The sequence below is a fragment of the Metasolibacillus sp. FSL H7-0170 genome (assembly GCF_038593115.1).
GTDB classification, from domain to species: domain Bacteria; phylum Bacillota; class Bacilli; order Bacillales_A; family Planococcaceae; genus Metasolibacillus; species Metasolibacillus fluoroglycofenilyticus.
Genome location: NZ_CP151964.1, coordinates 1,897,030 through 1,920,004 on the forward strand (window position 1 = coordinate 1,897,030; position 22,975 = coordinate 1,920,004).

Genomic DNA, 22,975 nt, shown 5'->3' on the forward strand with positions numbered 1-22,975 from the left:
CGAATATGTCAGCTTCATATGTGCACGTTGCATACTTTGAAAGTATAACATAACCTCTTTATTTTTTTCAAGAAAAAAATTTTAGCCGCGTACCTCACGATAATCATTGTCCACTAAACCGATATTTTTATTGCGCTCCTTGAAACGAATATTATGAGAAGATACATACGCCATCTTTGGTGCATCTGGCTCCATATACAATTTTGCGCTATTTAACGCTAAAATCGCATCAGCAAATGCACCTGCTATATAATGCACTTTGCTAGGATGGCTGACAAAATCTCCCGCTCCAAACACCCCATCAATATTTGTTTCACGCTTTTCATTAACAATGGCATTGCTGTCCTCAATATGTAGCCCCCATTTTTCAAGTGCTCCATAATCGCATTTTAAGCCATGACTAACAATTACCGCATCTACTTCAAGTCGTTCAATCTCTCCTGTTTCTTTATGTGCTATTGAGACAGCCTGAATTAAATCATCATTTCCATGTAATTGTGCCACTTCATATGGTGTTTTTACATTTACCGATTCTCGCATTAAAGCAACATTTCTTTCGTGCCCACCAAACTCGTCTCGTCGATGCACGACCGTTACACTCGATGCGATTTGGGCTAATTCATTTGCCCAATCGACAGCCGAATTGCCACCGCCAGAAATCACTACACGTTTATTACGGAATCCTTCTAATTCCTGTACCGTGTAATATAAATTTGTTACTTCATATTTGTCTGCCCCTTCTATGTCAAGCTTTTGCAAGGAAAGTACGCCGTAGCCAACAGCTAAAATGACCGTTTTCGAATAATGCTTTTCGCCTGATGCAGATGTTAATATAAAAGTACCATCTGCTTGTCTTTCTAAATTTTCAATCTTTTGATTGAGCACAATTGTTGGGTCAAATGTTTTAGCCTGCTCAATTAATTGTTCAATTAATTGCCCGCCTAAAATTGGAGGCAAGCCACCAATATCCCAAATCATTTTTTCTGGGAAAATTAACAGACGACCACCAAGCTGGTCACTACATTCAATAATCTTCGTCTTTAAATCTCGCATCCCGCTATAAAATGCTGTAAATAACCCTGCTGGTCCTCCGCCTACAATCGTTACATCATACATTTCCTCTGTCATACGCTTAATTCCCCATTTCTTTTTTATTCATAATTGACCTACGTATACTCTCTTTATTCCTTTAAACGTGCTAGTAAGTATAGGAAATACGGTGCACCTAGAACAGCAACAACAATCCCTGCTGGAATTTCGGATGGCTCGAAAATAGAACGACCAATCGTATCTGCCATTAACACTAACAGCCCTCCCAATAACGCTGCGGCTGGAAGTAAAAACTGATGCTTAGCCCCTACAAGCTGGCGTGCTAAATGTGGTGCAACGAGTCCTACGAATCCAATACCACCGCTGACTGAAACACTCGCCCCAGCTAATCCAACAGAAGCGGCTAATAATAAGCGTCGCTCTTTTTCAATTGACGCACCTAGACCAACAGCTGTTAATTCGCCTAAATTCAGAACATTTAATACGCGAGATTTTGAATAAACAAATGGTAATAGGATGATGAGCCAAGGCAATAAGGACAACACAAACTTCCAATTGGAGCCCCAAATACTTCCTGCTAGCCATGTCGCAATAAATTGGTAATTTTCTGGTGTTAATCGCAGTGTCAGTACAATCATCATAGAGCTGATACCCGCAGCTACAGCAATACCCGTTAAAATTAAGCGCATTGGTGTAATTCCCTCATGCCGTTTATAGGACAGTGTATAAATTACAATGGCGGTCAAGCCCGAACCTATGAAGGCTAGCACTGGTAGTAAATAGACAGGGGCAGCTTTTGTTGTAGAAAAAAAGGAAACAAACAGCATAACGGCAAGCCCTGCCCCAGCATTAATACCTAAAATACCCGGGTCTGCCAAAGCATTTCTTGAAATCCCTTGTAAAATAGCCCCAGAAACAGCTAAGCTTATTCCAACTAATACAGCGAGAACAATGCGCGGGAGTCTAAATTCAAATAAAATAAGTTGCTGTTGGGCATCCCCTTGTCCAAATAATGTTCGGAAAACCTCTAGCGGTGTTAGCTTAATTACTCCTGTATTCATACTAATTACAAACGTAATGATAATAAGTACAACTAATGTAATTAAAATAGCCAAGTTTTTCTTTCTAATTTTTTTTTGATTTGGTGTTAAGAAGCGACTGCTCATAGCTCTTTTCCTCCTTTACGAGCTAAATAGAGGAAGAATGGAACGCCAATAAATGCAATAAGAGCCCCAATTGGCGCCTCATAAGGAGGATTGATATTTCGTGCAATAAAGTCCGCTAATACAACAAGCAATGCACCATATACTAAAGAGCAGGAAATAATCCAGCGATAATCATGCCCAACTATGTATCTCGTTAAATGTGGAACGATTAATCCTACAAACCCTACTGCTCCTACAACAGAAACAGCAGCACCTGCCAAAATTAAAACAATTATCATTCCCCATACTTTTATAACATTCGTGCGTTGTCCAAGCCCAATCGCAATTTCTTCACCTAAGCTCAGTAGTGTAATAGAACGTGATAAGATGAGTGCGCCTATCATCGCAACAAGTATCCAAGGAGATAAAATTTGCAGATGGCTCCATTTTGTACCCGAAACACCGCCTGCATACCAAAAGGCTAAATCTTGTCCTATTCGATAATGCAGTGCAATCCCCTCTCCTAGTGCGCCTAAAAGGGCACTAACCGCAGCTCCTGCTAAAACTAAGCGCATCGGCGTTAGACCCCCTTTGGACAGAGAGCCAATACCATAAACGATTGCAACGCCAAGCCCTGCTCCCACAAAAGACCACATAATTAAATACATATAAGGTAAGCCCGGGAAAAAGGCAAAACATAATGCTAGCATAAATGCTGCACCAGCGTTTAAACCTAGCAAACCTGAGTCCGCCAAAGGGTTTCGAGTCATTCCTTGCATCATTGCCCCTGCTACAGCAAAGCATGCACCTACTAATGCTGCACCTAATACACGTGGCAATCGAATCTCACGAATAATTTGATGTTCTGTTAAATCAGGTAAAAATTTAAAAACAGCCTGCCAAACCATGCTTAATGAAATATCTGCCGCTCCAAATGAAATGGACAAACCAATAGCAAATACTAGGCTCACAAGCCCTATAATTAGTGCCACTAAAGCACACACTGGATGGGTCCGTCTTTGTAGCTCCTGTAATTTTTCGAGCCCTTCGACTCCTTCAGCTCGCGTCGCCATGTGCTTCCTCCTTAAATCTGTTCCGCCTTCTTCTCTCTCATCTTTAAAACGAGATTTCATTGCTAATATTATCTACAGGAGCTATTTAGAATATATTTTCCTGTAGTTACTTATCACAAAAAACTTTTTGTTAAAAGCTTAAAAAACAGCATTCCTCTTCTCAATAATCATTCTTCTTTTCCAAATAGTTGATAGGACAAGCAAATAGGGTTATTACTATAAGGGCACATAGCCATTTCTGCATCAATATTGAAAACCTTTTGTAAATTCCCTTTAGTCATAACTTCTTCTGGATTGCCGTTGACAATTAATTGACCGCTTTTCATAGCAATCATAAAATGGGAAAAGCGCGATGCATGGTTTAAATCATGCAATACCATAACAATTGTCCGCCCCTCTTCCTTGTTTAGCTTTTGCAATAACAACAGGATGTCTAGCTGATGTGCTAAATCTAAGTAGGTTGTTGGTTCATCGAGTACGAGAATATCCGTTCCTTGTGCTAACGCCATCGCTATCCAGACTCGTTGACGTTGCCCACCTGATAAAGCTTCAATCGGGCGGTCGCAAAATTCACGTAAACCAGTTACATCAATTGCCCAATGAATATATTCATAATCTTCCTTTTGCAATGTTCCAAAGCCGGTTTGGTGCGGAAAACGTCCATAGGAGACTAATTCAAAAACAGTTAATCCCCCCGGTGCTGTTGCCGTTTGTGGCAAAATAGCCATTCTTTTAGCAACTTCTTTCGTTTTCAATTGATGTATAGCTTTCCCATCTAAATATACCGCGCCATTTTGCGTTCGAAGCACGCGGGCTACAGCCTTTAATAATGTAGATTTTCCACAGCCATTTGGACCAATAATTGTTGAAATTTGCCCTTTTGGAATTTCAACACTCAAATCATTTACGATTAGTGTAGAAGAATAACCAATTGCAACATGTTCTATTTCAATGACGGTCATCTTATCTTTACTCCTTTTATTCAGTATTAATAGGCAAGGAAACAGCCTAGCCTCACTTTATCTTTATAATTGCAGACCAAATTGCGCTGTGTATAAGCCGTAGTAAACTTTCTGATTATCCATTAATTCCTCATGCGTGCCTTCCTCGACAATGCCTTTTTTAGAAACAACGACAATACGGTCAGCATCCTTAATTGTTGCAAGACGATGTGCTATGACTAATGTTGTACGTCCCACTGATAGCTCATTCAATGCTTCTTGAATTGCCTTCTCCGTTTCAGTATCTAGCGCGGATGTAGCCTCATCTAAAATAAGTATTTTAGGATTTTTCAAGAATATACGTGCAATAGACAAACGCTGCTTCTGACCACCAGACAATTTAACACCACGCTCTCCGATAAGCGTCTCCATTCCTTCTGGTAAAGCATGAATAACCTCTTCAAGCTGCGCACGTTTTGCTGCATACCATATTTCCTCATCACTTGCATTCAAGTTCCCATAAGCGATATTATCTCGTATCGTGCCATCAAATAAAAAGACATCCTGCTGTACAATCCCTATATGTGAACGCAAGGAATGAAGTTTGAAATCTCTTATATCAATCCCATCAATTTTAATCGCACCCTCATTCACCTCATAAAAACGTGGTAATAGGCTACAAATTGTAGATTTTCCTGCACCAGATGGTCCAACAAGTGCGATTGTTTCACCCGGTTTAATTTTTAAGTTGATATTATTTAAAGCTCGTTTATCATCTGTGTAACCGAACGATACATTATCAAAGACTACTTCGCCTTCAACAGCAATAACCTCTTTTGCGTTAGCGCGGTCTGCAATTTCTGGCTCTGTCTCAATAAAATCAATGTAGCGCTTAAAGCCTGCCATTCCTTTTGGGTAGCTTTCAATAAACATATTAATTTTATTAATTGGATTTAATAGAATACCTGATAGCAAGATGAATGCGACAAACTCACCGCTTGTTAAATGCCCACCCAATACAAAATAAGCTCCTAAAAATAATGTGAATAATGATAGTACCTTTGTTAAAATACCTGAAATCGCTTCATTCCATGCCATCACTTTATAAGAAAAAAGCTTGGTCATACGAAATCGCTCATTATTTACCTTAAAGCGTTGAATCTCATGTGCCTCATTTGTAAAGGCCTGTACGACACGAATACCACTCACATTATTTTCAACACGTGCATTAAAGTCTGCAATATCCCCAAACATCCGTGTAAATGCTTTAGACATAAGCTTTCCAAAAATAATTGTCAGCACTAAAATAATTGGTACGAGTACAAATATAAGAATCGTAAAGGTAGGATCAATGTAGAACATGACACTAAACGCCCCAATAATCGTCATGACAGCAATGAAAAGATCTTCTGGTCCATGATGTGCAAGCTCACCTATATCCATTAAGTCATTTGTTAAACGTGAGACAAGATGCCCTGTTTTATTATTATCAAAATAGCGGAATGATAGTTTTTGCACATGGCTAAAGGCTTCTTTACGCATATCTGTTTCAATATTAATCCCAAGCATATGCCCCCAGTACGAAACGATAAAATGGAAAATCGAATTTACAATATATAAGCCAAACAACAATAAACTCACCATTATAATCCATTTCAGTTCACCATCAGGTAAAATATCATCAATCACCTTATTTAAAACAAGTGGAAAAGCTAATTCAATTAATGCAACTAAAATTGCACATGAAAAATCGAGTATAAATAACCCTTTATAGGGCTTGTAGTAAGAAAAAAAACGTTTTAATAGCACGGATATAGCCTCCTCTTTGTACAGCTAATATTTATTTTATAGTTCAAATTGATAATGATTATCATTTTCATTTAAACTATACTACATTTTATTATTTTTAAGCAACCAATTATCATTTACGCACCGGCATAATTGTGTCCAGATTTTGTTCAAGCTATTTGGTGGAAGTTAACCATTGTCACGTAGGTCTCTCTTTAAAATTTATGATGTCCGCTGTAAAATAAGAGGCTGACCACTTATTGGGCAGCCCTGTTCCTCAAGCATTTTTTAGTTATATACCCTTTCACTTTATCCGCATGAACAGGCTTCCACCTCAAGGCCTGAGCAGAGGTGGGAGTCTTACGTTCCTGTTGGTGAGAGCTAGCTAAAGTATCACATCTATGTGACTACGTTGGCATTAGCATGTCCTGCCCATCAAAAACTTTACTGATTAAGATTTCATTTTGTTACTTCTACAATAGTATTTGCCATTTCTTCTGCTTGATGTAATGCCGATAATGGGTCAGAGGCAAAATAGTATTCTGGCGCTAACTCTATCGTTTCATTGTTTTTCACCACATCTAGATTTGTCCATGTTGGTGGAAATTCTCCGTCTTTATTGAAGAAATTTATGACAAACACATAGTCACCTACATAATCTCCTACTACTTCGTAGGAAATCTCATAGCGTCCTCCACTTGATTCTTTTGTCTCAAAGAGCTCTTGTACTTTTTCTTGTGGCTTCATTTCGAGAACTTGGAACAACGCTCGACCACCTGACACACTATCATTCGCCACAATTGTTGCGTTCTTTTCAAATAAATCAAAAATTGTAAATGTAGCTCCTTCTGGTATAGACGAATAAATTTTCTCTTTAGCAGCTTTTATACGCTTTTCAAAATCATTCACAAATGTCTCTGCCTCTGCTTGTCGTCCTAAATATTCACCCATTGCTTTTACCTCTTCTACAGCAGACTGATGTGCCGATTCAGAAAATACAATAGTTGGTGCAATTTTCTCGTATTTTTCTACATCTTCTTTATTCCATGTAATGATTAAATCGGGTTTTAACTCTACTACCTTTTCCAACGATACATTGCCGTCTGTACCTATGTTCGTAATCTCACCATCTTTATAGTACGGTTTTAAAAAGGCTGCATAATCTAAATTTGCTATAACCGCTCCTACCGGCACAACATCTAGTGCTAACACTTGTCCTAAATACCAATCTGTTACAATTCTTTCAGGCTTTATTGGAATTTCAACTTCACGCCCTACATCATCTGTAACAATTGTTGTTGCCTTTTCTGTATTAGGTTCATTATTCTCTTTAACAGCTTTTTGCGCTGTGTCATTTCCACATGCTGTTAACAGCAGCATTAAACTGAATAAAAAGGGAGTTGTTAATTTTTTTAACATTTGTTCATTGCTCCTACTCTCAAATGATTTTGCTTGCGCAAGCTGAATATTATTATAATGAAAATGATTCTCATTATTAATAGATAAATCAGACTTCATGCTGACACTTTTCTCCGAGAATTCACTTGGTGTCATCCCAGTCCATTTTTTAAATATACGACTAAAGTATATTTCCGACTCAAAGTGCATTGCTTTTGCAATATCTTTTATTTGATAGTTAGGCTTTCGCAAATAGTTTTTTGCTAATTGTTGTTGCTGCTCCTGTATGTATTTCTTTGGACCATGTCCGAAATGCAATTGGAACAACGTAAATAGCTTTTGTGTAGAGAGTTGAGTATAGCGAGCAACATCCTGAACGGTAATCGGATGATATAAATGTCGTTCTATATACATTAACGCTTGCTGTAATTTGTTATTATCGTATTCTTGCTGCTCAATTTCCTCAAAAATTCGCGCAATTAAACCGTGAAAATATGCCTGTACCCCCAACATTTGCTGCTTCTCGTATTGACGATAAAGACTGTCGACCATTTCTATTACAATCCAAGGATTTGTTAATGTATAGCAGGAAATTGGACGGCTAATTGAAGCTTGTTGTTGGAGTGCCTTCAACAATTCATCCTGATGAGGAATTTTGCCGATATAAAAAATCACATAGATTCTTGCTGCTGTCGTAGCTTTAATTGAAAGGCTGCCATGCAGTGTAAGATGAAGCATTTGGAAGCCAGTAATATGATGTCTTTGCTTATTAATAGAGAGGAGGATATCACCATGTACAACAACAATCCATACATTTGATTGAACTGTATTTTTAAAATCAATTGAAGTAGACTCGATATGCTCTACAGAAAGCACCTTAATAAACATATTTTCCAATAATAAACGATTCGTATTATGCTCCATTAGTGCACCCCCTGCTGACATATCTTATCTCTTCAAAGTGAAAGAGCTTGCGGACAATTATTCTGTCAACATAGTTGGAAACCTCTCTAATAACATATTACTTGTCGTCATATCAGTATAATTCCATTTATCTTCAATATAATGTACCTTATTATTTTTCACGGCAGGTAGAGATTTCCATAAAGGTTTTTCTTGTAACTCTTTAAAAGAGTTTTTAGCTTCCTCATCTACAGATATCAGTACAAATAAATGGTCACCGATAAGTAAGTCATGCATAGTTTCTTCAGAAATCTCGATATATGGTCCGCTATTTGGTTGTAATTCCTCTACCTTTTCATCCATAGCAAACCCCATAGGAGAATAGATTAAATCGGCTACACCACCTGTTTTCATCACATACATCATTTTATTCCAATAATATTGAAGCACTACTGCCGTCTCTCCTTCAGCTATTAAACCATTTGCTCGAAGTTGTTCCCACATTGCTTCTACATTTTCCTCATAATTTTTAAGTACTTCCTCTGCTTCTGTTTTTTTCCCAATAATATTTGCAACAATAGGCAATCTTTCTTTGAGTGGGAGCATACCATTGAACACAACGGTTGGTGCAATTTTAGATGCTTCTTCTACTTCATTTTCCAGCACATATCCTAGCATAATTAAATCTGGATTTAGCGTTACTACTTTTTCTAAATTTGTTGGATAACCGATATCTGCTGCAGCAATTTTTCCATTATTCTCTATTACTCCACTATCAATAAAGCGACGGTCTACTCCAACAGGTTCTATGCCAAGTGCTAATAAATCTCCAATAGCATTTCCTTGTAAGACGATTCGCTCTGGATTTGTTGGAATTTCTATCTCTTCCCCTGTCAGATCTGTTATTACACGTGTTTCTGCTTCCCCTTTTATTACTTGCTCTACTTTTTTCTCTGTCTCATCATTACCACAAGCTGCTAATAATGCGATTAAGCTGATGATAAATGGTACTCTAATGCTATGAATAAATGTTTGTTTCATTAGTCTATATTCCCTGCTTTCTAATCGAATTGCCTGTACAAGCTGATTCTCATTGTATTGAAAATGATTATCATTTGTAATAGGGAAATCAGACATATTAGCTAGATATTTCAGCCTGAAAGCAGTCGGTGTTATTTGTAGTTGCTTTTTAAAGACTCGACTAAAATAATATTCATCCTCATAGCCAAGTGCGGCTGCAATTTCTTTAATACTCATTGAATTGCTCTGTAAATATTTTTGGGCAAGTGTTAGACGCATTTTTTGTAAATAATTTTGTGGACCCTCCCCATAACGCTCTCTGAAAATACGTAGTAGATGGCGAGTACTTATATTTAATGAGTCTGCCAGCTTTTGTACCGTAACAGCTTCATGCACATGCTGTTCGATGTAACGGCGTGCTGTTTCCGCTAAATCTACTTCATGTGACTTTCCTTGTCCTTCTGTAAATTCACGAAAGATTCGATAAATTAATTCGTAAAAAATTGCCTTAACAGATAAATGTTCCTGAAACGACTCTGTCTTCCATTTGTTGTACATATCTCGCAGCAATAATTCAATGGCAATTGGATTTGCAGGTAGACAAGAAAAATTAGTATGAAAAGGTCGGTACTCTATATATAAATGCTGGATAAAAGCATCTAGATAAATAACATCTCCTTGATAATAAATCATGTAATAACTATAGCTTTCAGTAGTTTTCATATCGAGGAATTCAGATTTCCCTACATGAAATATACTAAAATTTTGAATATGATAAGGAGTTTGGCCTAGACAGAGGTCTACATTACCACCGACGATGACTAGCAAGGCACTGTATGGCATCACTTGTTGAATTGTTGCATTTGTCTGATATGCATAATCTATTTTCTTTATTTTTGCATATGTATTTTCCCACAACAGCATATGTGCTTCATAATTCATAATGCTTACCTCCAATTTATTACGTTTCAGGGTAATTACACTTCGCCTCGTCTTGGTGCCTTTGGACATTCATTAAAAACGCTCATTTTATCGCCTAAAGATTATGAGGTGGGAGACTTCTGTACCCGTCACCTTGCTATCGGCACAAAAAATATGTGCTCCTGCGGTGGTCACAATAAATTATCACGTAAAGCGCATGTCTCAAAATAGCTTTCAGACCGCTCCTCTACATTTATCCCGCATTAACGGGCAGCAAGACGCCCACTGATTGAAGTTTCACTTTATCACTTTTCTACTACTTCAATTATTTTTTGTGCCATTTGCTCTGCTTGATTAATAACTGAGATTGGGTCTGCTAGGAAAAAGTACTTGCCATCAAATGTAATGACTTTATTGTTCTTGACAACATCTAAGTTTTTCCATGTAGAAGTAGCTTCATACTGCGCCCCGTAATCTATAACACCTACGTAATCCCCTACATAGTCGCCTACGATTTCCCATGAAATACGGCGCTTTTGCCAATCTCCATTGCTGTCTTCAATCAATTTTTCAACAGAGGCTGGTGCTGTAAGTCTCAATAAATCATACATTGCCTCGCCACCAGATGTACCACTTGGGATTACTGCAATATCCTTATCTGATAATGTGAAAAGTGAAAATGTTACACCTTCTGGTATAGAAGCCTTTATTTTTTCTTCAGCTGCCTTTGCACGTGCTGAATAATCTGCCATAAATTTTTTAGCCTCTTCTTGACGATTTAAAAACTCACCTATCGCTGTCATTTCTGCCTCCACATCAGCATAAGCAGCTGTACTAAATACGATAGTTGGTGCAATTTTCTCATATTGCTCTATTTTTTCTTCCCCATATGTAATGATTAAATCTGGCTTCAGACTAGTAGCAGTTTCTAAAGATACGGCATCCTCATTCCCTAAATCAACAATTTCTTGCCCCTGATAATAATCTTTTAAAAACTCACCATAGCCCATAACCTTTGTAGTTGAGCCTACTGGTACAATGCCTACTGCTAACACATGACCTAAATCCCAATCCACGATGATACGCTGCGGATTTGTCGGTATTTCTACTTTACGACCTACCGAATCTGTTACTGTACGTGTCATGTCATTTACCGTATCTTCAGAAGTATCCTTATTTTTATTACTACATGCTGCTAAAATGAACAGCATACTAACCGCTATTATTACGAACAATGATTTTTTAATATAAAGCTTCATTAATGCTCCTCCTCGTTTTATCTATAATACTCCCTCATTATAACGATAATGATTCTCATTATCAATGTAATTTTAAAAAAGACTGTCCAAAAAGGTATTCCTTTTCGGACAGCCTTAGTTTCTATATTAAAGCTTCACTATGTAAGAAGTGGCATCCTAATTTTTTACTCAGTTTCTCTAATAATGCTCTCAGAGATATATTGTTCAATTTGCTGTAACCAACTGGACATGCTCTCTTTAGCATATAAGTTTTCTACATTGCTTAGTAGGATGACAGTATAGCCTGCCTCTAGATAACTAGCTAACATAGTTGAATAGCCTGGCCATCCCCCACTATGAGAAATTCGTATTCCTATGTTAGGAATATTATCGATAAACCAGCCATAGCCACAAGGCGTTTTTTGACCATCTTCTGTCAAAATTGGTGATAAAGCTAAATCTAATGAAGATGCACTAAGTAAATCACCGCTTCGTAGCTTAGTGTCCAAAGAAAGTAAATCTATAATTGTTGAATGAATCATGCCATCCCCTTGAATACCGTCTAAATATTTGACAAATTCATAGCCTGGTAGTCCATCAGGCAAAATGAGTGGCGAGTTTTCCGCGCTCCGAATAAAGCCATAGGCAAAATCCTCGATAAATTCAGGCTTATATCTACGATTCATTATTTTTGTACGGTGCATTTTAGCAGGGGTGAAAACATAGTTCTGCATAAAGGTTGAATAAGGCATACGGGCTGCCGCTTCAATTACACTAGCTAAACAAACATAGCCTGTATTACTATACTGATATTTCTCCCCAGCATTAAAATAAGGTTGGGGTCTATATGTAGCTAATAAATGTAGAACATCTGTATTTGTCGCAATTCGCTGATAATCCCAATGCTTTTCAAACAGCTCCATATAATCAGGTAAGCCAGATGTATGTGTCAATGCATGTCGCAAAGTAATGCGAGGATATGGGAAATTAGGAAGCCATTTTTCAATAGAATCACTATAATTAAGCTTTCCTTGCTCCACTAAAATCCCAATACCAATAGCTGTTAATGGCTTCGTAACAGAGGCAAGCTCAAAGATAGAGTTGCTTGTAAGCTGTTCTTCACTATAGTAATTCGATAAACCGAATATCCCTGTATAGAGCACTTTACCATCTTTAGCTACTAGCACATTCCCTGAAAATAGCCCCCGCTCGAAACTAGTGGAAAACAGTTGCTCAAGTTTTTCTGATATATTCACATAGTTCCCCTTTCCGTTGTTGTTTTACTTTATCGTTTGCATTGCCGCTTCTAAAATGCGGATTCGACCATTTAATGTACCGCCCCCCATAACGAGTGGGTCAATCTTGTTAACAAATACTTGATTGCTTTGAACTGCCTTTAGCCCTTTCCACACCTCACTCTGCTGCAGCTCATCTAGTATACTTCCATCCATATCATTTTCATATAAATCATATTGAATAAAAATGTAATCTGGATTAGCCTGATAAAGACCTTCTAACGAAATCACTGTTTGCTGATTTACTTGTTGAATGCTTTTTGGTACTCGGAGATTTAATTCGCCGTACAGTACATCGTTCAGGAAGACATCTTCAGGATAAACCATCATCTCGCCACCCCTAACACGGATTGCCATTACATCTTTCTCTTGGAAAGAGCTTAAATAGCTAACTGCTTCTCGCTTATCTTGATGATAGTTTTCAATAAGTGCTTTCGCTTTCTCTGTTTTTCCCGTCACCTCTGCAAGCATTTCAAGATTCGCCTGCCAGTCTGGTCCATAATGCGATGTTGGAATTACTGGAGCAATTTTCTCTAGCTGTTCTAAAATTTTAGGGTCTTCCATATCCGTACTAATAATTAAATCTGGCGCTAGCTTCAAAATATATTCCAAGCTGTCACCACTTGTTTCTAGGAGTGGAATTGTATTGGTTGTTGTTTCCCCAAAAAAGCTAGGAAAAGGCTCTTCCTCATCCCCAATTGCACTTGCTGCATATGGCTCAACCCCTAAAACAATTGCATCCTCTATTGACTCAAAAGCATTTAAGAAAATAATTTTTTGCGGTTTGGCTGGAATTATATAGTCATCGTTTAAATAAGTAATTGTTTTTGTTTGTTCCTCGTTTTGTAAACTAGAGCCCTGCTGCTTTTCTTTACATGCTGATAATACAAAAATAAACATGAAAATACTCAATATAATCATTGTTTTCTTCATCAAGAACGCCTCCTCTACACTTAGCCCCAATGAGAATGAGAACTATTATCAATGATAAATAAATAGTTCCCTCTCGTCCATGTAGAAAAGGAGGTTGTTATGATGAACTTTTGGAGGTTAACCGTTTTTCTATTTCCTTCACCATGAGATAATGTGGTAAAGGTGCATAATCACGCCACGGGAAATGTGTCAGCCTATATACATTTCGATTGCGTACAGACTTCAATTCAAGCCATGTTTCATCCACTTGCAGTTCACTCCATGTTTGCATAGATTCCTCATCTTCATAAACAAGAACCATTATAACGTCTGGATTTATTTTCGCTAACTGCCCCACCGTAACAGATTGCTTTTCCCCGCCCGTTAATGTATTTGCAAGTCGTAATCCTAAATCCCCCAACAAAACCTCTTGAATGCTACGATCCTGATACTGATAACATTTATTGCCCATCACTAATAAAAATAAAAAGGTTTGCTCATGATAAGTTGTTTCTAGGCAGGCTACAGCCTTTTGCACAGCCTGCTCATATTCAATTAGCCAATTATTTGCTTCATTTTCCGCATCTAAAAGCCGAGCCACTTCTAATAATTGTTCTCGCCATGATAAACGAGTCCATGCTAATTGATATACATGACCTAGCTTTTGCAATGAAGTGAGCTGTTCCTCGTTGATATTATCTAAACAGAGTATGAGGTCGTATTGAATATTTTTTCGCTGTAGCAGCATAATATTTTCATTTAAAATAGGAGGTGTTCTACCGACAACTAAATGAGTCACTACATGATTGCCGAACTCCTTATAATAATAAAATCGCCATGTGGGGTGAAGAGGTGCTGCAACTGGAATATAGTGTAAAGGTGCAAGTAAACCAAAAAAGGAGCTATCTAACACAACGATATTCTTTCTACGACTTTTCATAAATAACGAGGGGGAAACCCCAACTTCTTGCTTAAATCTTCTGCTGAAATAAAATTCATCTTTATAGCCTACCTCACTAGCTATTTCCCGAAGCGTTTTATTCTCTTTTATCAGCAGCCATTTCGATGCTTCAATTCTCACTTTCGTTAAATATTGGGTAGCGCTAAGACCAAATTGTTTTCTAAATAGCTCCATATAATACTTAGAGCTTATATTCATCATTTGGGCTAAATCCTTCACTTGAATGGATTCATGAAAATGATATTGTATATGTTGCTTTGTTTTTTCTAGCATACCTAGTAAATTTTTATCTGAAGATATACGATTTTTTACAATAGCATGTAGCAGCATATAAAAATTGGCTTGTCCAAGCAGTTGGTCTTCTTTTATTGGACTTTTCGAGAGCCAGACAAGTCGGTTGCATAGTTCAATAATTTCTCCTGTTTGTGCTAAATAGATTTTTTCACCTGCTTCCTTTACAGGTATAATGTTTTGCTCCTTTTCATGCATGTCAAAGCGAATAAGATAAGCAGTGACAACATTCTCTAAATCTATCTGAAGTGCAAGATGTTTCTGCTTAGAGCAAATATACATGCTATTTTTAGTTAAGTAATATTGTTTGTCATCTTTAGTAACATTGACCTCTCCCTTTGTGACAAGCAATATGTAGTTACTTTCAAGATTTTGCTGTTCATATCGTTTCAATTTGCTATTCAACACTTCAATATCAAGAAAATGAAACAACGCCATTCCCCTTTCTTTTATCGTTAATAGCAGGCTTGTTGATTATCCTTTATTTTACAGATAATACCTAAAAATCATCGTTTTCCGTTGCAGGTGCGGCTTCAACTAATTTATTTCGGCAAATACCGAAATAAATGGATTTACAGCTCGCACTCTTTCTGCTGGAAAGTTTACTTTGCGACGAGTAGCCACTAGGAGCACTCGCCATCCTCTACTTCAATCAACAAGTGTAAAGTATTTCTCCCTAAAAACACGCCAATCAATAGGAGGCATTTACATAATCAACACGCCTACGTTAATAGGAGAAAGTCCATTTTGTTTTGACGATGCATTGAAATAAAAGTTTTCATCGCTTCTCTTTTACGAAGAGAAACACTGCTAAAGCGAGTGTTCGTCACACTTGCAAATGAGACCTTCCGTATTTATATGAGTCAACACTTTTGTAAAAAATTATCGCTACTGTCCCAAAAGCCGGCTATGCACGGCTTTTTGGGACAGCCCCTATCAAAGTAACTGAATTTCGTCTAACTACAAGAAAAACAGCAGATTTTTCTCGTGCTTAAGGCTACGAGCTTTATCTGCTGTTCATAATCTATCAAGTATTCGATGCGCTGTTCCCTTCTATCAAAAATTCAAGCACACTAGCGTGCTTATCATACGAAGTGTGGGAAATTGCACCATTCAGTGAAAATCAGCTTATTGCAAAAGGTTTATCACCTATAATAACCCTTTACCATTCGTTGCTTTTTTCATGTCCTCATTGAGCTTGTCGAAAAATTCCTCGTTTGTTTCCGTTGTGCGCAACTTGCGTAAAAACTTTTCAGCAAAGTCTGGTGCATCACTAAATGTTTTGCGAATTGCCCATAGTTTATCTAGCTGCTCTTTTGGAATAAGCAATTCCTCTTTTCGCGTACCCGAGCGGCGAATATCTAAAGCAGGGAAAATTCGACGCTCTGCTAAAGCTCGGTCTAAATGCAGCTCTAAGTTCCCTGTACCTTTAAACTCCTCATAAATAACTTCATCCATACGGCTTCCTGTATCAACTAAAGCTGTTGCTAAAATTGTTAAACTTCCACCCTCTTCAATATTACGGGCTGAGCCGAAGAAGCGTTTTGGGCGATGGAATGCGGCAGGATCAATACCGCCTGATAATGTACGTCCACTTGGTGGAATAACTAAGTTATAAGCGCGCGCTAGACGAGTAATAGAGTCCATTAAAATAATTACATCACGTTTATGCTCTACTAAACGACGCGCACGCTCTAGTACGATTTCCGCTACCTTGACATGATTTTCAGGTACTTCATCGAATGTCGAGGAAACAACGTCCGCTTTTACGGAACGCTCAATATCTGTTACCTCTTCAGGTCGCTCATCGATTAATAATACGATTAACTCTGCCTCAGGGTAATTTGTCGTAATCGCATTTGCAATTTCCTTTAATAAAGATGTCTTCCCTGCTTTCGGTGGCGCGACAATTAAACCGCGCTGGCCAAATCCTACCGGTGCAATTAAATCCATGATACGTGTAGATAATTTTTTAGATGTTGTTTCTAGTTTAATTTGACGGTCTGGATAAAGTGGTGTTAAGGCAGGGAAATGCACTCGCTCTTTTGCAACTTCAGGGTCTTCACCATTTACTGCATCTACCTGTAATAAGCCATAATAGCGCTCATTTTCTTTTGGTGGACGTACCTTCCCTGAAACTTTATCACCATTACGTAAATCAAAACGTCGAATTTGCGAGGCAGAAATATATATGTCTTCTTTAGAAGGTGAGTAGTTGATTGGACGTAAAAATCCAAAGCCTTCCTGCGATACAATTTCAAGTACCCCTTCCATAAAGAAGAAGCCTTCCTGCTCGGAACGTGTTTTTAAAATCGCAAAAATTAATTCTTTTTTTGTTAATTTGCTATAATATGAAATTTTATAATCTCGTGCAAGAGCGTAAAGCTCTTTTAATGTCATATTTTCTAATTGCCCAATTGTAAGAGCTGTCATATGATGACCCCAGTCTTTTTAAAATTTTACTTGTCGGAGAATTGTTCTTAAGAAGAGCAGGGCTGATTCAACTCAGCCCTATCGTAGAGAAGCTTAATACGTTGGTTTTTTCTCAATGCTGTGACGACCTTCAATAAATCGTACAGTTCCCGATTTAGCACGCATTACAACTGAATGTGTTAAGGCATATGCTCCTTTGTATTGAACGCCTCGTAAAAGCTCACAGTCTGTTACAGCCGTTGCTGCAAAAATAGCATCATCACCTTTTACTAAATCGTCCATATACAATACTTTATTCACATCAATGCCCATTTTATTACAACGTTCTAACTGTTCTTCATTTTCAGGTACAAGTTTCGCTTGGAAATCGCCACCTAAGCATTTCAACGCAACTGCTGAGATGACACCTTCTGGTGCGCCACCGATACCAAACATAATATCGATACCTGTCTCATCGAATGCTGTATTAATTGCTGCGCCTACATCCCCATCTTGAATAAACTTAATGCGCGCTCCTGCCTCACGAATTTCATCGACAATCGCTTGATGGCGTGGTCGATCCAGTAATGTAGCCACAACATCGGAGACATTTTTATTTTTTGCTTTGGCAACTTGTAATAAATTATATGTGACAGAAGCATTAATATCAATTTTACCCGCAGCCTCGGGGCCAACAGCAATTTTATCCATATACATATCTGGTGCATTGAGCAAGTTACCCCGGTCTGCAATTGCTAACACTGTCATTGCGCCGTTTGCTCCTTTAGCAATAATATTCGTACCCTCTAATGGGTCTACAGCGATGTCAACCTCTGGACCACCGTTGCGTAATCCAAGCTCTTCGCCAATATAAAGCATTGGCGCTTCGTCCATTTCGCCTTCCCCAATTACTACTGTCGCGTGCATTGGAATTGTATCGAACATCGTACGCATCGCCGTTGTAGCTGCATCATCGGCAGCTACTTTTTCGCCTCGTCCCATCCATTTCGCAGAGGCAATCGCTGCTGCTTCTGTTACTCGTACTACTTCCATTGATAAACTGCGTTCCATGTTTCCTTTTCCTCCTGCTATCATACCTTCACGGTTTCTTTTTCGTCGATTGTAAACAGTCAATTATTTGCTTGTATGTACAATTGTTTCACGGTGAATTTCCGCTCCAAGTGCACAAAGTTTTTCAATCAATCCACCGTAACCCCGCTCGATATGGTAAATGTCGTGAATTTCTGTTTCGCCTTCTGCAATTAATCCAGCTAATACTAATGCTGCACCCGCACGTAAATCTGTGGCAGTGACAGTTGAGCCTTGCAATTGTGTAGGCCCTTGAATAATTGCTGTATTGCCCTCAACTCGTGCATTTGCATTCATTCTACGCAGCTCGTCAATATGCTTAAATCTTGCAGAATAGATTGTATCCGTTACTTTTGAAGAGCCATTTGCTTGTGTTAGTAGCACAGATAAAGGCTGCTGAATATCTGTGGCAATACCAGGATAAACAAGTGTTTTTATATCGACAGCAGTTAAATCAGTTGTTTGCTTTGGTATAAAAATACTTTCTTCTCCTATTTCTACTTTAACGCCCATTTCCCTTAATTTAGCTACTAATGACTCTAAATGCAATGGGATGACGTTATCAATTGTGACACCATCACCAATAGCTGCCGCCATAATCGTAAAGGTAGAGGCTTCAATACGGTCGGGAATAATCGTATGATTTGTACCATGTAAGTCCTCTACACCATCAATGCGAATCACGCTCGTACCTGCACCTTTAATTTTCGCACCCATATTTGTTAACAATGTGGCAACGTCGATAATTTCTGGTTCTTTCGCAGCATTCTCAATAACTGTGCGTCCTTTTGCGCGAACAGCGGCAAGCATAATATTAATAGTTGCACCTACACTTGCTACGTCTAAATAAATTTTCGCACCTATCAATTCGTCAGCACGTAAATAAATTGCACCATGCTCATTTGACACTGTTGCACCTAATGCCTCAAAGCCTTTAATATGCTGGTCAATTGGGCGTGGTCCTAAGAAACAGCCTCCAGGTAAGCCAATAACTGCTTTTTTAAAGCGACCTAGCATTGCGCCCATCATATAGTATGAGGCACGTAGCTTTTTCACATTGCCATTTGGCAGTGGCATTGCTGTCATCTTGCTTGGGTCAACTGTCATTTGCCCGTCCTCGAATGACACTTCCCCACCAATTTCTTCTAGTAAAGCTTTCAATGTCCATGCGTCTGAAATTGCAGGGATTCCTTCAATTGTGACGGAGGAACTCGCTAGGATTGATGCCGGAATTAAAGCAACTGCACTATTTTTGGCTCCACTAACTTTCACTGTACCTTTTAAACGTCGTTGTCCTGTGATTTTATAAACATCCATAACGAATCTCCCTCAAAGTGAAAGTGTTTTTTATTGTCCTTGGCGCTTTGACCAGTCCGCTAAAAACCCTTCAATTCCTTTATCTGTTAATGGATGGTTGAATAATTGCTGTAATACTTTAAATGGTGTTGTTGAGATATGAGCACCAGCTAGAGCTGCGTCTGTAATATGCTGTGGGTGACGGATTGATGCAGCAATGATTTCTGTTTTAATATCGTGTATCGTGAAAATATCTGCAATTGTAGAAATTAACTCTACACCATTATGTCCGATATCATCTAAACGACCTAGAAATGGAGAGACGTAAGTTGCACCTGCGCGGGCAGCCATTAAAGCTTGATTGGCGCTGAAAATAAGCGTTACGTTTGTTTTAATACCTTTTTCAGAGAAATGTTTACATGCCTTTAAACCTTCTGGCGTCATTGGTAGCTTCACTGTAATATTTGGATGAATTGCAGCTAGCTCCTCGCCTTCTCTAATCATTCCTTCAGCATCTAAAGAAATAACCTCACCAGAAACTGAGCCGTCAACAAGCTCTGCGATTTCCTTTAGGCGATCATGGAAGTTAACACCTGGCTCCTTTGCTACTAGCGATGGGTTTGTCGTAACACCAGATAAAATCCCCCATGAGTAGGCTTCTTTGATTTCTTCAAAGTTTGCTGTATCAATAAAAAATTTCATTTTATAATATCCTCCTAAATAACAATTTCACTTCAAACAAAAAATGAAGAGAAGGTCAAGCTTAATAATCTGACACTTCTCCTGCGAATAATTCATTGTTTCCAAATTTTTTGGATGATTTATCTCGCATATACAGGCAAGTGGTCCTATATTTGCTGAAAAACAGTTCAAATGGACGATAAATAACCTGAATGATTGATGAAAACTAACAATCAGTGGAGGATGAGGACCCACCCACTGATTGCAATTGCATTTTATGCTTTTTGAGAGCTGCCGAATTCACGCATTTTCCCAACTACTGTTGTTTTAATTGCTTCACGTGCAGGTGTTAAATATTTACGTGGGTCATATACTTTTGTATCATTTGCTAGCACTTCACGAATTGCTTTTGTTGCCGCAATTTGATTTTCTGTATTGACGTTAATTTTCGCTGTACCTAATGAAATAGAACGTTGAATATCCTTTGTTGGGATACCTGTTCCACCGTGTAATACTAATGGAAGGTCTGCTAATTTAGAGATTTCCTCCATTTCAGTAAAACCTAAATTTGGCTCTCCTTTGTATGGTCCATGCACAGAGCCTAATGCTGGTGCTAAGCAATCAATATTCGTTGCTTCAACTAGTCGCTTACATTCGGCTGGATCTGCATAAATAATACCACCGATGACGCCATCTTCTTCCCCACCAACTGTGCCAAGCTCCGCTTCAACAGATACGCCTTTTGCATGCGCATACTCCACAACAGCCTTAGTTGTACTCACATTTTCATCGAATGGATGGTGAGAAGCATCAATCATAACAGAAGTAAAGCCTGCATCGATTGCCTCTTTACATTTTTCAAAGCTCGAGCCGTGGTCTAAATGAATTGCCACAGGTACTGTAATCTTATAGGATTCGATTAAACCTTTTACCATATGAACAACCGCAATAAAGCCACCCATATATTTCCCGGCACCTTCCGATACACCTAAAATAACTGGTGAATTTTCTTCTTGTGCAGCTTGTAAAATGGCTTGTGTGAATTCTAAGTTATTAATATTGAACTGTCCTACTGCGTAACCTTCTGCTTTTGCTTTAATTAACATTTCTTTCATCGAAACTAATGCCATGATTAAATCCTCCTCGGATAGTTGATCAGTTATTGTTTATTTTGACTCCAAATGAGCCTTCGCTGAATCTAGATAAACGCATATCCTTATCATAACAAAAATGAAGGGGTCTGAAAAGTTATTTCAAACACCTTCATTTTTACGGTTATTTAGTATTTCATTGACTGCATCGCGCACTTCAAAAATATTAAATGGTTTGGTAAAATACTTTGTTGCTCCTAGTTGAAATGCCTCATCAATTAGTTGTTGCTCACCGTAGGCTGTCATCATAACAACATTTATTACATCGCTTTGCGCACGTAATTCACGTAATATTTCAATTCCATTCATGCCGGGAATTTTCATATCAAGCAAGACGCAATCAATTTCTTCATTTTTAAATATATTTAATGCTTCAATTCCATTTGACGCTAAATACGTTTCATATCCCTCTTTTTTGAAAACTTCGTTTAACAATAGTCGAATCCCTTGTTGATCGTCTACAATAAGTATTTTTGCCACAATAGCATCCCCCTTTATTCATCAATCACACTTTGGTTAATTCTAATCCAGATTTTTCCGAGCTTGTTAGTAAATTATTTCCTAAAATTATTACGACACGTGCCAACGATTAACTGACATGCATCGGGCTTGCCTCCCTTCAAAATCTGTGACATCCATTGAAAGAAGTTAAATATCTAAAATTTGAACAATTACCTTATGTTAGTAATTTATTACATATATCGAAATAAATCAATAGTTCCATGAGATTAATTTCCTTTTTTTGTAGTGAGATTCATAATCAGCAATATAATTTGCATTTTTGCATTTTATTTTAGTGAAAATTATAATGATGGAGAGGTGTATTTATGTCGAAAATTTTAACAACACAACTAACAGGTGTATTGCAAAAAATTCAACAAAACGAAGAGGATGCCATCGAGGAAACAGCTCGCCTATTAGCACAAGCTGCTATCGGGCAAGGAACTGTCTATTTTGCCTGTTTTGGTGAAATGCAGGGGGTAGCACAAAATGCGCAACTTTCAGCCGAACCAATGACAAAAATGGCTTTATGGACAGACGATGCAGTTATTACTGAAGCCGACCGAGTATGTATTTTTACTCGACATGCTAACGATGCGCAAGCTCTTGCATTAGCAGAGCAGCTATATGATGCGTTTATTCCTTTTGCAGCAATTGCTAGTGAATGTGCAGATGATAATAATAAGTTAAGCGAGCTCGCTTATACTTACGTCTCCCTAAATTTACGTGGAGCCATTTTGCCTCATCCAACAAAGCTTGGGGCACGTATTGTAATGCCACATTTACTAGTCGCGCTTTTCGTCTATGAGGCAATTAAGCTGTCTTATGACGAAATGCTTGCAGTGGATGATGAGGCAGACGATGAAATTCAGTCGCCTTTTGGTTAATTCGAAAAATAGAAGAGGCTGT

18 protein-coding genes are annotated in these 22,975 nt (G+C 38.2%); 1 reads left to right on the plus strand and 17 read right to left on the minus strand.

Annotated elements, in window-relative coordinates; genetic code table 11:
• Positions 1 to 81: 81 nt before the first annotated feature.
• The 17 genes from MHH70_RS08845 to MHH70_RS08925 all read right to left on the minus strand — a co-directional run bounded on the left by MHH70_RS08845 (position 82) and on the right by MHH70_RS08925 (position 22,048).
• On the minus strand, positions 82 to 1,128 hold the full coding sequence (locus MHH70_RS08845; protein ID WP_066168248.1) for an NAD(P)/FAD-dependent oxidoreductase: 1,047 nt from the start codon (positions 1,126 to 1,128) through the stop codon (positions 82 to 84).
• A 53-nt stretch (positions 1,129 to 1,181) separates the two neighbouring features.
• Complete coding sequence (locus tag MHH70_RS08850) at positions 1,182 to 2,216, minus strand: iron ABC transporter permease (RefSeq protein WP_342473111.1); 1,035 nt, start codon at positions 2,214 to 2,216, stop codon at positions 1,182 to 1,184.
• Complete coding sequence (locus MHH70_RS08855; RefSeq protein WP_342473113.1) at positions 2,213 to 3,268, minus strand: iron ABC transporter permease; 1,056 nt, start codon at positions 3,266 to 3,268, stop codon at positions 2,213 to 2,215. The genes MHH70_RS08850 and MHH70_RS08855 overlap by 4 nt, the downstream gene beginning before the upstream one ends.
• A gap of 167 nt (positions 3,269 to 3,435) precedes the next feature.
• Entirely contained in the window at positions 3,436 to 4,230 is a 795-nt protein-coding gene (locus tag MHH70_RS08860) for an ABC transporter ATP-binding protein (protein ID WP_107942032.1), read from the minus strand.
• Between the two features lie 63 nt (positions 4,231 to 4,293).
• A complete protein-coding gene (locus tag MHH70_RS08865) occupies positions 4,294 to 6,018 on the minus strand; it encodes an ABC transporter ATP-binding protein (RefSeq protein ID WP_066168239.1) in 1,725 nt (574 codons plus the stop codon).
• A gap of 438 nt (positions 6,019 to 6,456) precedes the next feature.
• Entirely contained in the window at positions 6,457 to 8,319 is a 1,863-nt protein-coding gene (locus tag MHH70_RS08870) for an AraC family transcriptional regulator (protein WP_342473116.1), read from the minus strand.
• A 57-nt stretch (positions 8,320 to 8,376) separates the two neighbouring features.
• Positions 8,377 to 10,260 carry an AraC family transcriptional regulator gene (locus tag MHH70_RS08875; protein WP_342473118.1) on the minus strand — a complete coding sequence of 628 codons (1,884 nt, stop codon included), beginning with the start codon at positions 10,258 to 10,260 and terminating at the stop codon, positions 8,377 to 8,379.
• 284 nt (positions 10,261 to 10,544) lie between these two features.
• Positions 10,545 to 11,498 (minus strand): ABC transporter substrate-binding protein, encoded by a 954-nt coding sequence (locus MHH70_RS08880; RefSeq protein WP_342473119.1) that lies wholly within the window; start codon positions 11,496 to 11,498, stop codon positions 10,545 to 10,547.
• Positions 11,499 to 11,662: 164 nt separating this feature from the next.
• Entirely contained in the window at positions 11,663 to 12,733 is a 1,071-nt protein-coding gene (locus tag MHH70_RS08885) for a serine hydrolase domain-containing protein (protein WP_342473120.1), read from the minus strand.
• A gap of 24 nt (positions 12,734 to 12,757) precedes the next feature.
• Positions 12,758 to 13,705 carry an ABC transporter substrate-binding protein gene (locus MHH70_RS08890; RefSeq protein WP_342473121.1) on the minus strand — a complete coding sequence of 316 codons (948 nt, stop codon included), beginning with the start codon at positions 13,703 to 13,705 and terminating at the stop codon, positions 12,758 to 12,760.
• A 97-nt stretch (positions 13,706 to 13,802) separates the two neighbouring features.
• Complete coding sequence (locus MHH70_RS08895; protein ID WP_342473122.1) at positions 13,803 to 15,368, minus strand: AraC family transcriptional regulator; 1,566 nt, start codon at positions 15,366 to 15,368, stop codon at positions 13,803 to 13,805.
• Between the two features lie 717 nt (positions 15,369 to 16,085).
• A complete protein-coding gene (gene rho, locus MHH70_RS08900; RefSeq protein ID WP_066168225.1) occupies positions 16,086 to 17,369 on the minus strand; it encodes a transcription termination factor Rho in 1,284 nt (427 codons plus the stop codon).
• A gap of 93 nt (positions 17,370 to 17,462) precedes the next feature.
• A complete protein-coding gene (gene glpX / locus MHH70_RS08905; RefSeq protein ID WP_066168223.1) occupies positions 17,463 to 18,419 on the minus strand; it encodes a class II fructose-bisphosphatase in 957 nt (318 codons plus the stop codon).
• Positions 18,420 to 18,482: 63 nt separating this feature from the next.
• Positions 18,483 to 19,754 carry a UDP-N-acetylglucosamine 1-carboxyvinyltransferase gene (locus tag MHH70_RS08910; RefSeq protein ID WP_066168220.1) on the minus strand — a complete coding sequence of 424 codons (1,272 nt, stop codon included), beginning with the start codon at positions 19,752 to 19,754 and terminating at the stop codon, positions 18,483 to 18,485.
• A 30-nt stretch (positions 19,755 to 19,784) separates the two neighbouring features.
• Positions 19,785 to 20,435: a fructose-6-phosphate aldolase gene (gene fsa, locus MHH70_RS08915; RefSeq protein ID WP_066168218.1), complete on the minus strand. Its 651-nt coding sequence runs from the start codon at positions 20,433 to 20,435 to the stop codon at positions 19,785 to 19,787.
• A 254-nt stretch (positions 20,436 to 20,689) separates the two neighbouring features.
• Positions 20,690 to 21,544, minus strand: coding sequence for a class II fructose-bisphosphate aldolase (locus tag MHH70_RS08920; RefSeq protein ID WP_066168216.1), 855 nt, complete (start codon positions 21,542 to 21,544; stop codon positions 20,690 to 20,692).
• 123 nt (positions 21,545 to 21,667) lie between these two features.
• Positions 21,668 to 22,048: a response regulator gene (locus MHH70_RS08925; RefSeq protein WP_235616042.1), complete on the minus strand. Its 381-nt coding sequence runs from the start codon at positions 22,046 to 22,048 to the stop codon at positions 21,668 to 21,670.
• 344 nt (positions 22,049 to 22,392) lie between these two features.
• Here MHH70_RS08925 and MHH70_RS08930 point away from each other — a divergent pair, with 344 nt between their 5' ends.
• Positions 22,393 to 22,953, plus strand: a complete 561-nt coding sequence (locus MHH70_RS08930; protein WP_342473124.1) for a DUF2529 family protein — start codon at positions 22,393 to 22,395, stop codon at positions 22,951 to 22,953.
• The last annotated feature ends 22 nt before the right edge of the window (positions 22,954 to 22,975 follow it).

Coding starts and splice junctions, on each gene's coding strand:
- MHH70_RS08880 (WP_342473119.1), bottom strand. CDS start 11,498: ATGAAGCTTTATATTAAAAAATCATTGTTCGTAATAATAGCGGTTAGT.
- MHH70_RS08860 (WP_107942032.1), bottom strand. CDS start 4,230: ATGACCGTCATTGAAATAGAACATGTTGCAATTGGTTATTCTTCTACA.
- MHH70_RS08845 (WP_066168248.1), bottom strand. CDS start 1,128: ATGACAGAGGAAATGTATGATGTAACGATTGTAGGCGGAGGACCAGCA.
- fsa (WP_066168218.1), bottom strand. CDS start 20,435: ATGAAATTTTTTATTGATACAGCAAACTTTGAAGAAATCAAAGAAGCC.
- glpX (WP_066168223.1), bottom strand. CDS start 18,419: ATGGAACGCAGTTTATCAATGGAAGTAGTACGAGTAACAGAAGCAGCA.
- MHH70_RS08855 (WP_342473113.1), bottom strand. CDS start 3,268: ATGGCGACGCGAGCTGAAGGAGTCGAAGGGCTCGAAAAATTACAGGAG.
- MHH70_RS08890 (WP_342473121.1), bottom strand. CDS start 13,705: ATGAAGAAAACAATGATTATATTGAGTATTTTCATGTTTATTTTTGTA.
- MHH70_RS08910 (WP_066168220.1), bottom strand. CDS start 19,754: ATGGATGTTTATAAAATCACAGGACAACGACGTTTAAAAGGTACAGTG.
- MHH70_RS08870 (WP_342473116.1), bottom strand. CDS start 8,319: ATGGAGCATAATACGAATCGTTTATTATTGGAAAATATGTTTATTAAG.
- rho (WP_066168225.1), bottom strand. CDS start 17,369: ATGACAGCTCTTACAATTGGGCAATTAGAAAATATGACATTAAAAGAG.
- MHH70_RS08930 (WP_342473124.1), top strand. CDS start 22,393: ATGTCGAAAATTTTAACAACACAACTAACAGGTGTATTGCAAAAAATT.
- MHH70_RS08875 (WP_342473118.1), bottom strand. CDS start 10,260: ATGAATTATGAAGCACATATGCTGTTGTGGGAAAATACATATGCAAAA.
- MHH70_RS08850 (WP_342473111.1), bottom strand. CDS start 2,216: ATGAGCAGTCGCTTCTTAACACCAAATCAAAAAAAAATTAGAAAGAAA.
- MHH70_RS08920 (WP_066168216.1), bottom strand. CDS start 21,544: ATGGCATTAGTTTCGATGAAAGAAATGTTAATTAAAGCAAAAGCAGAA.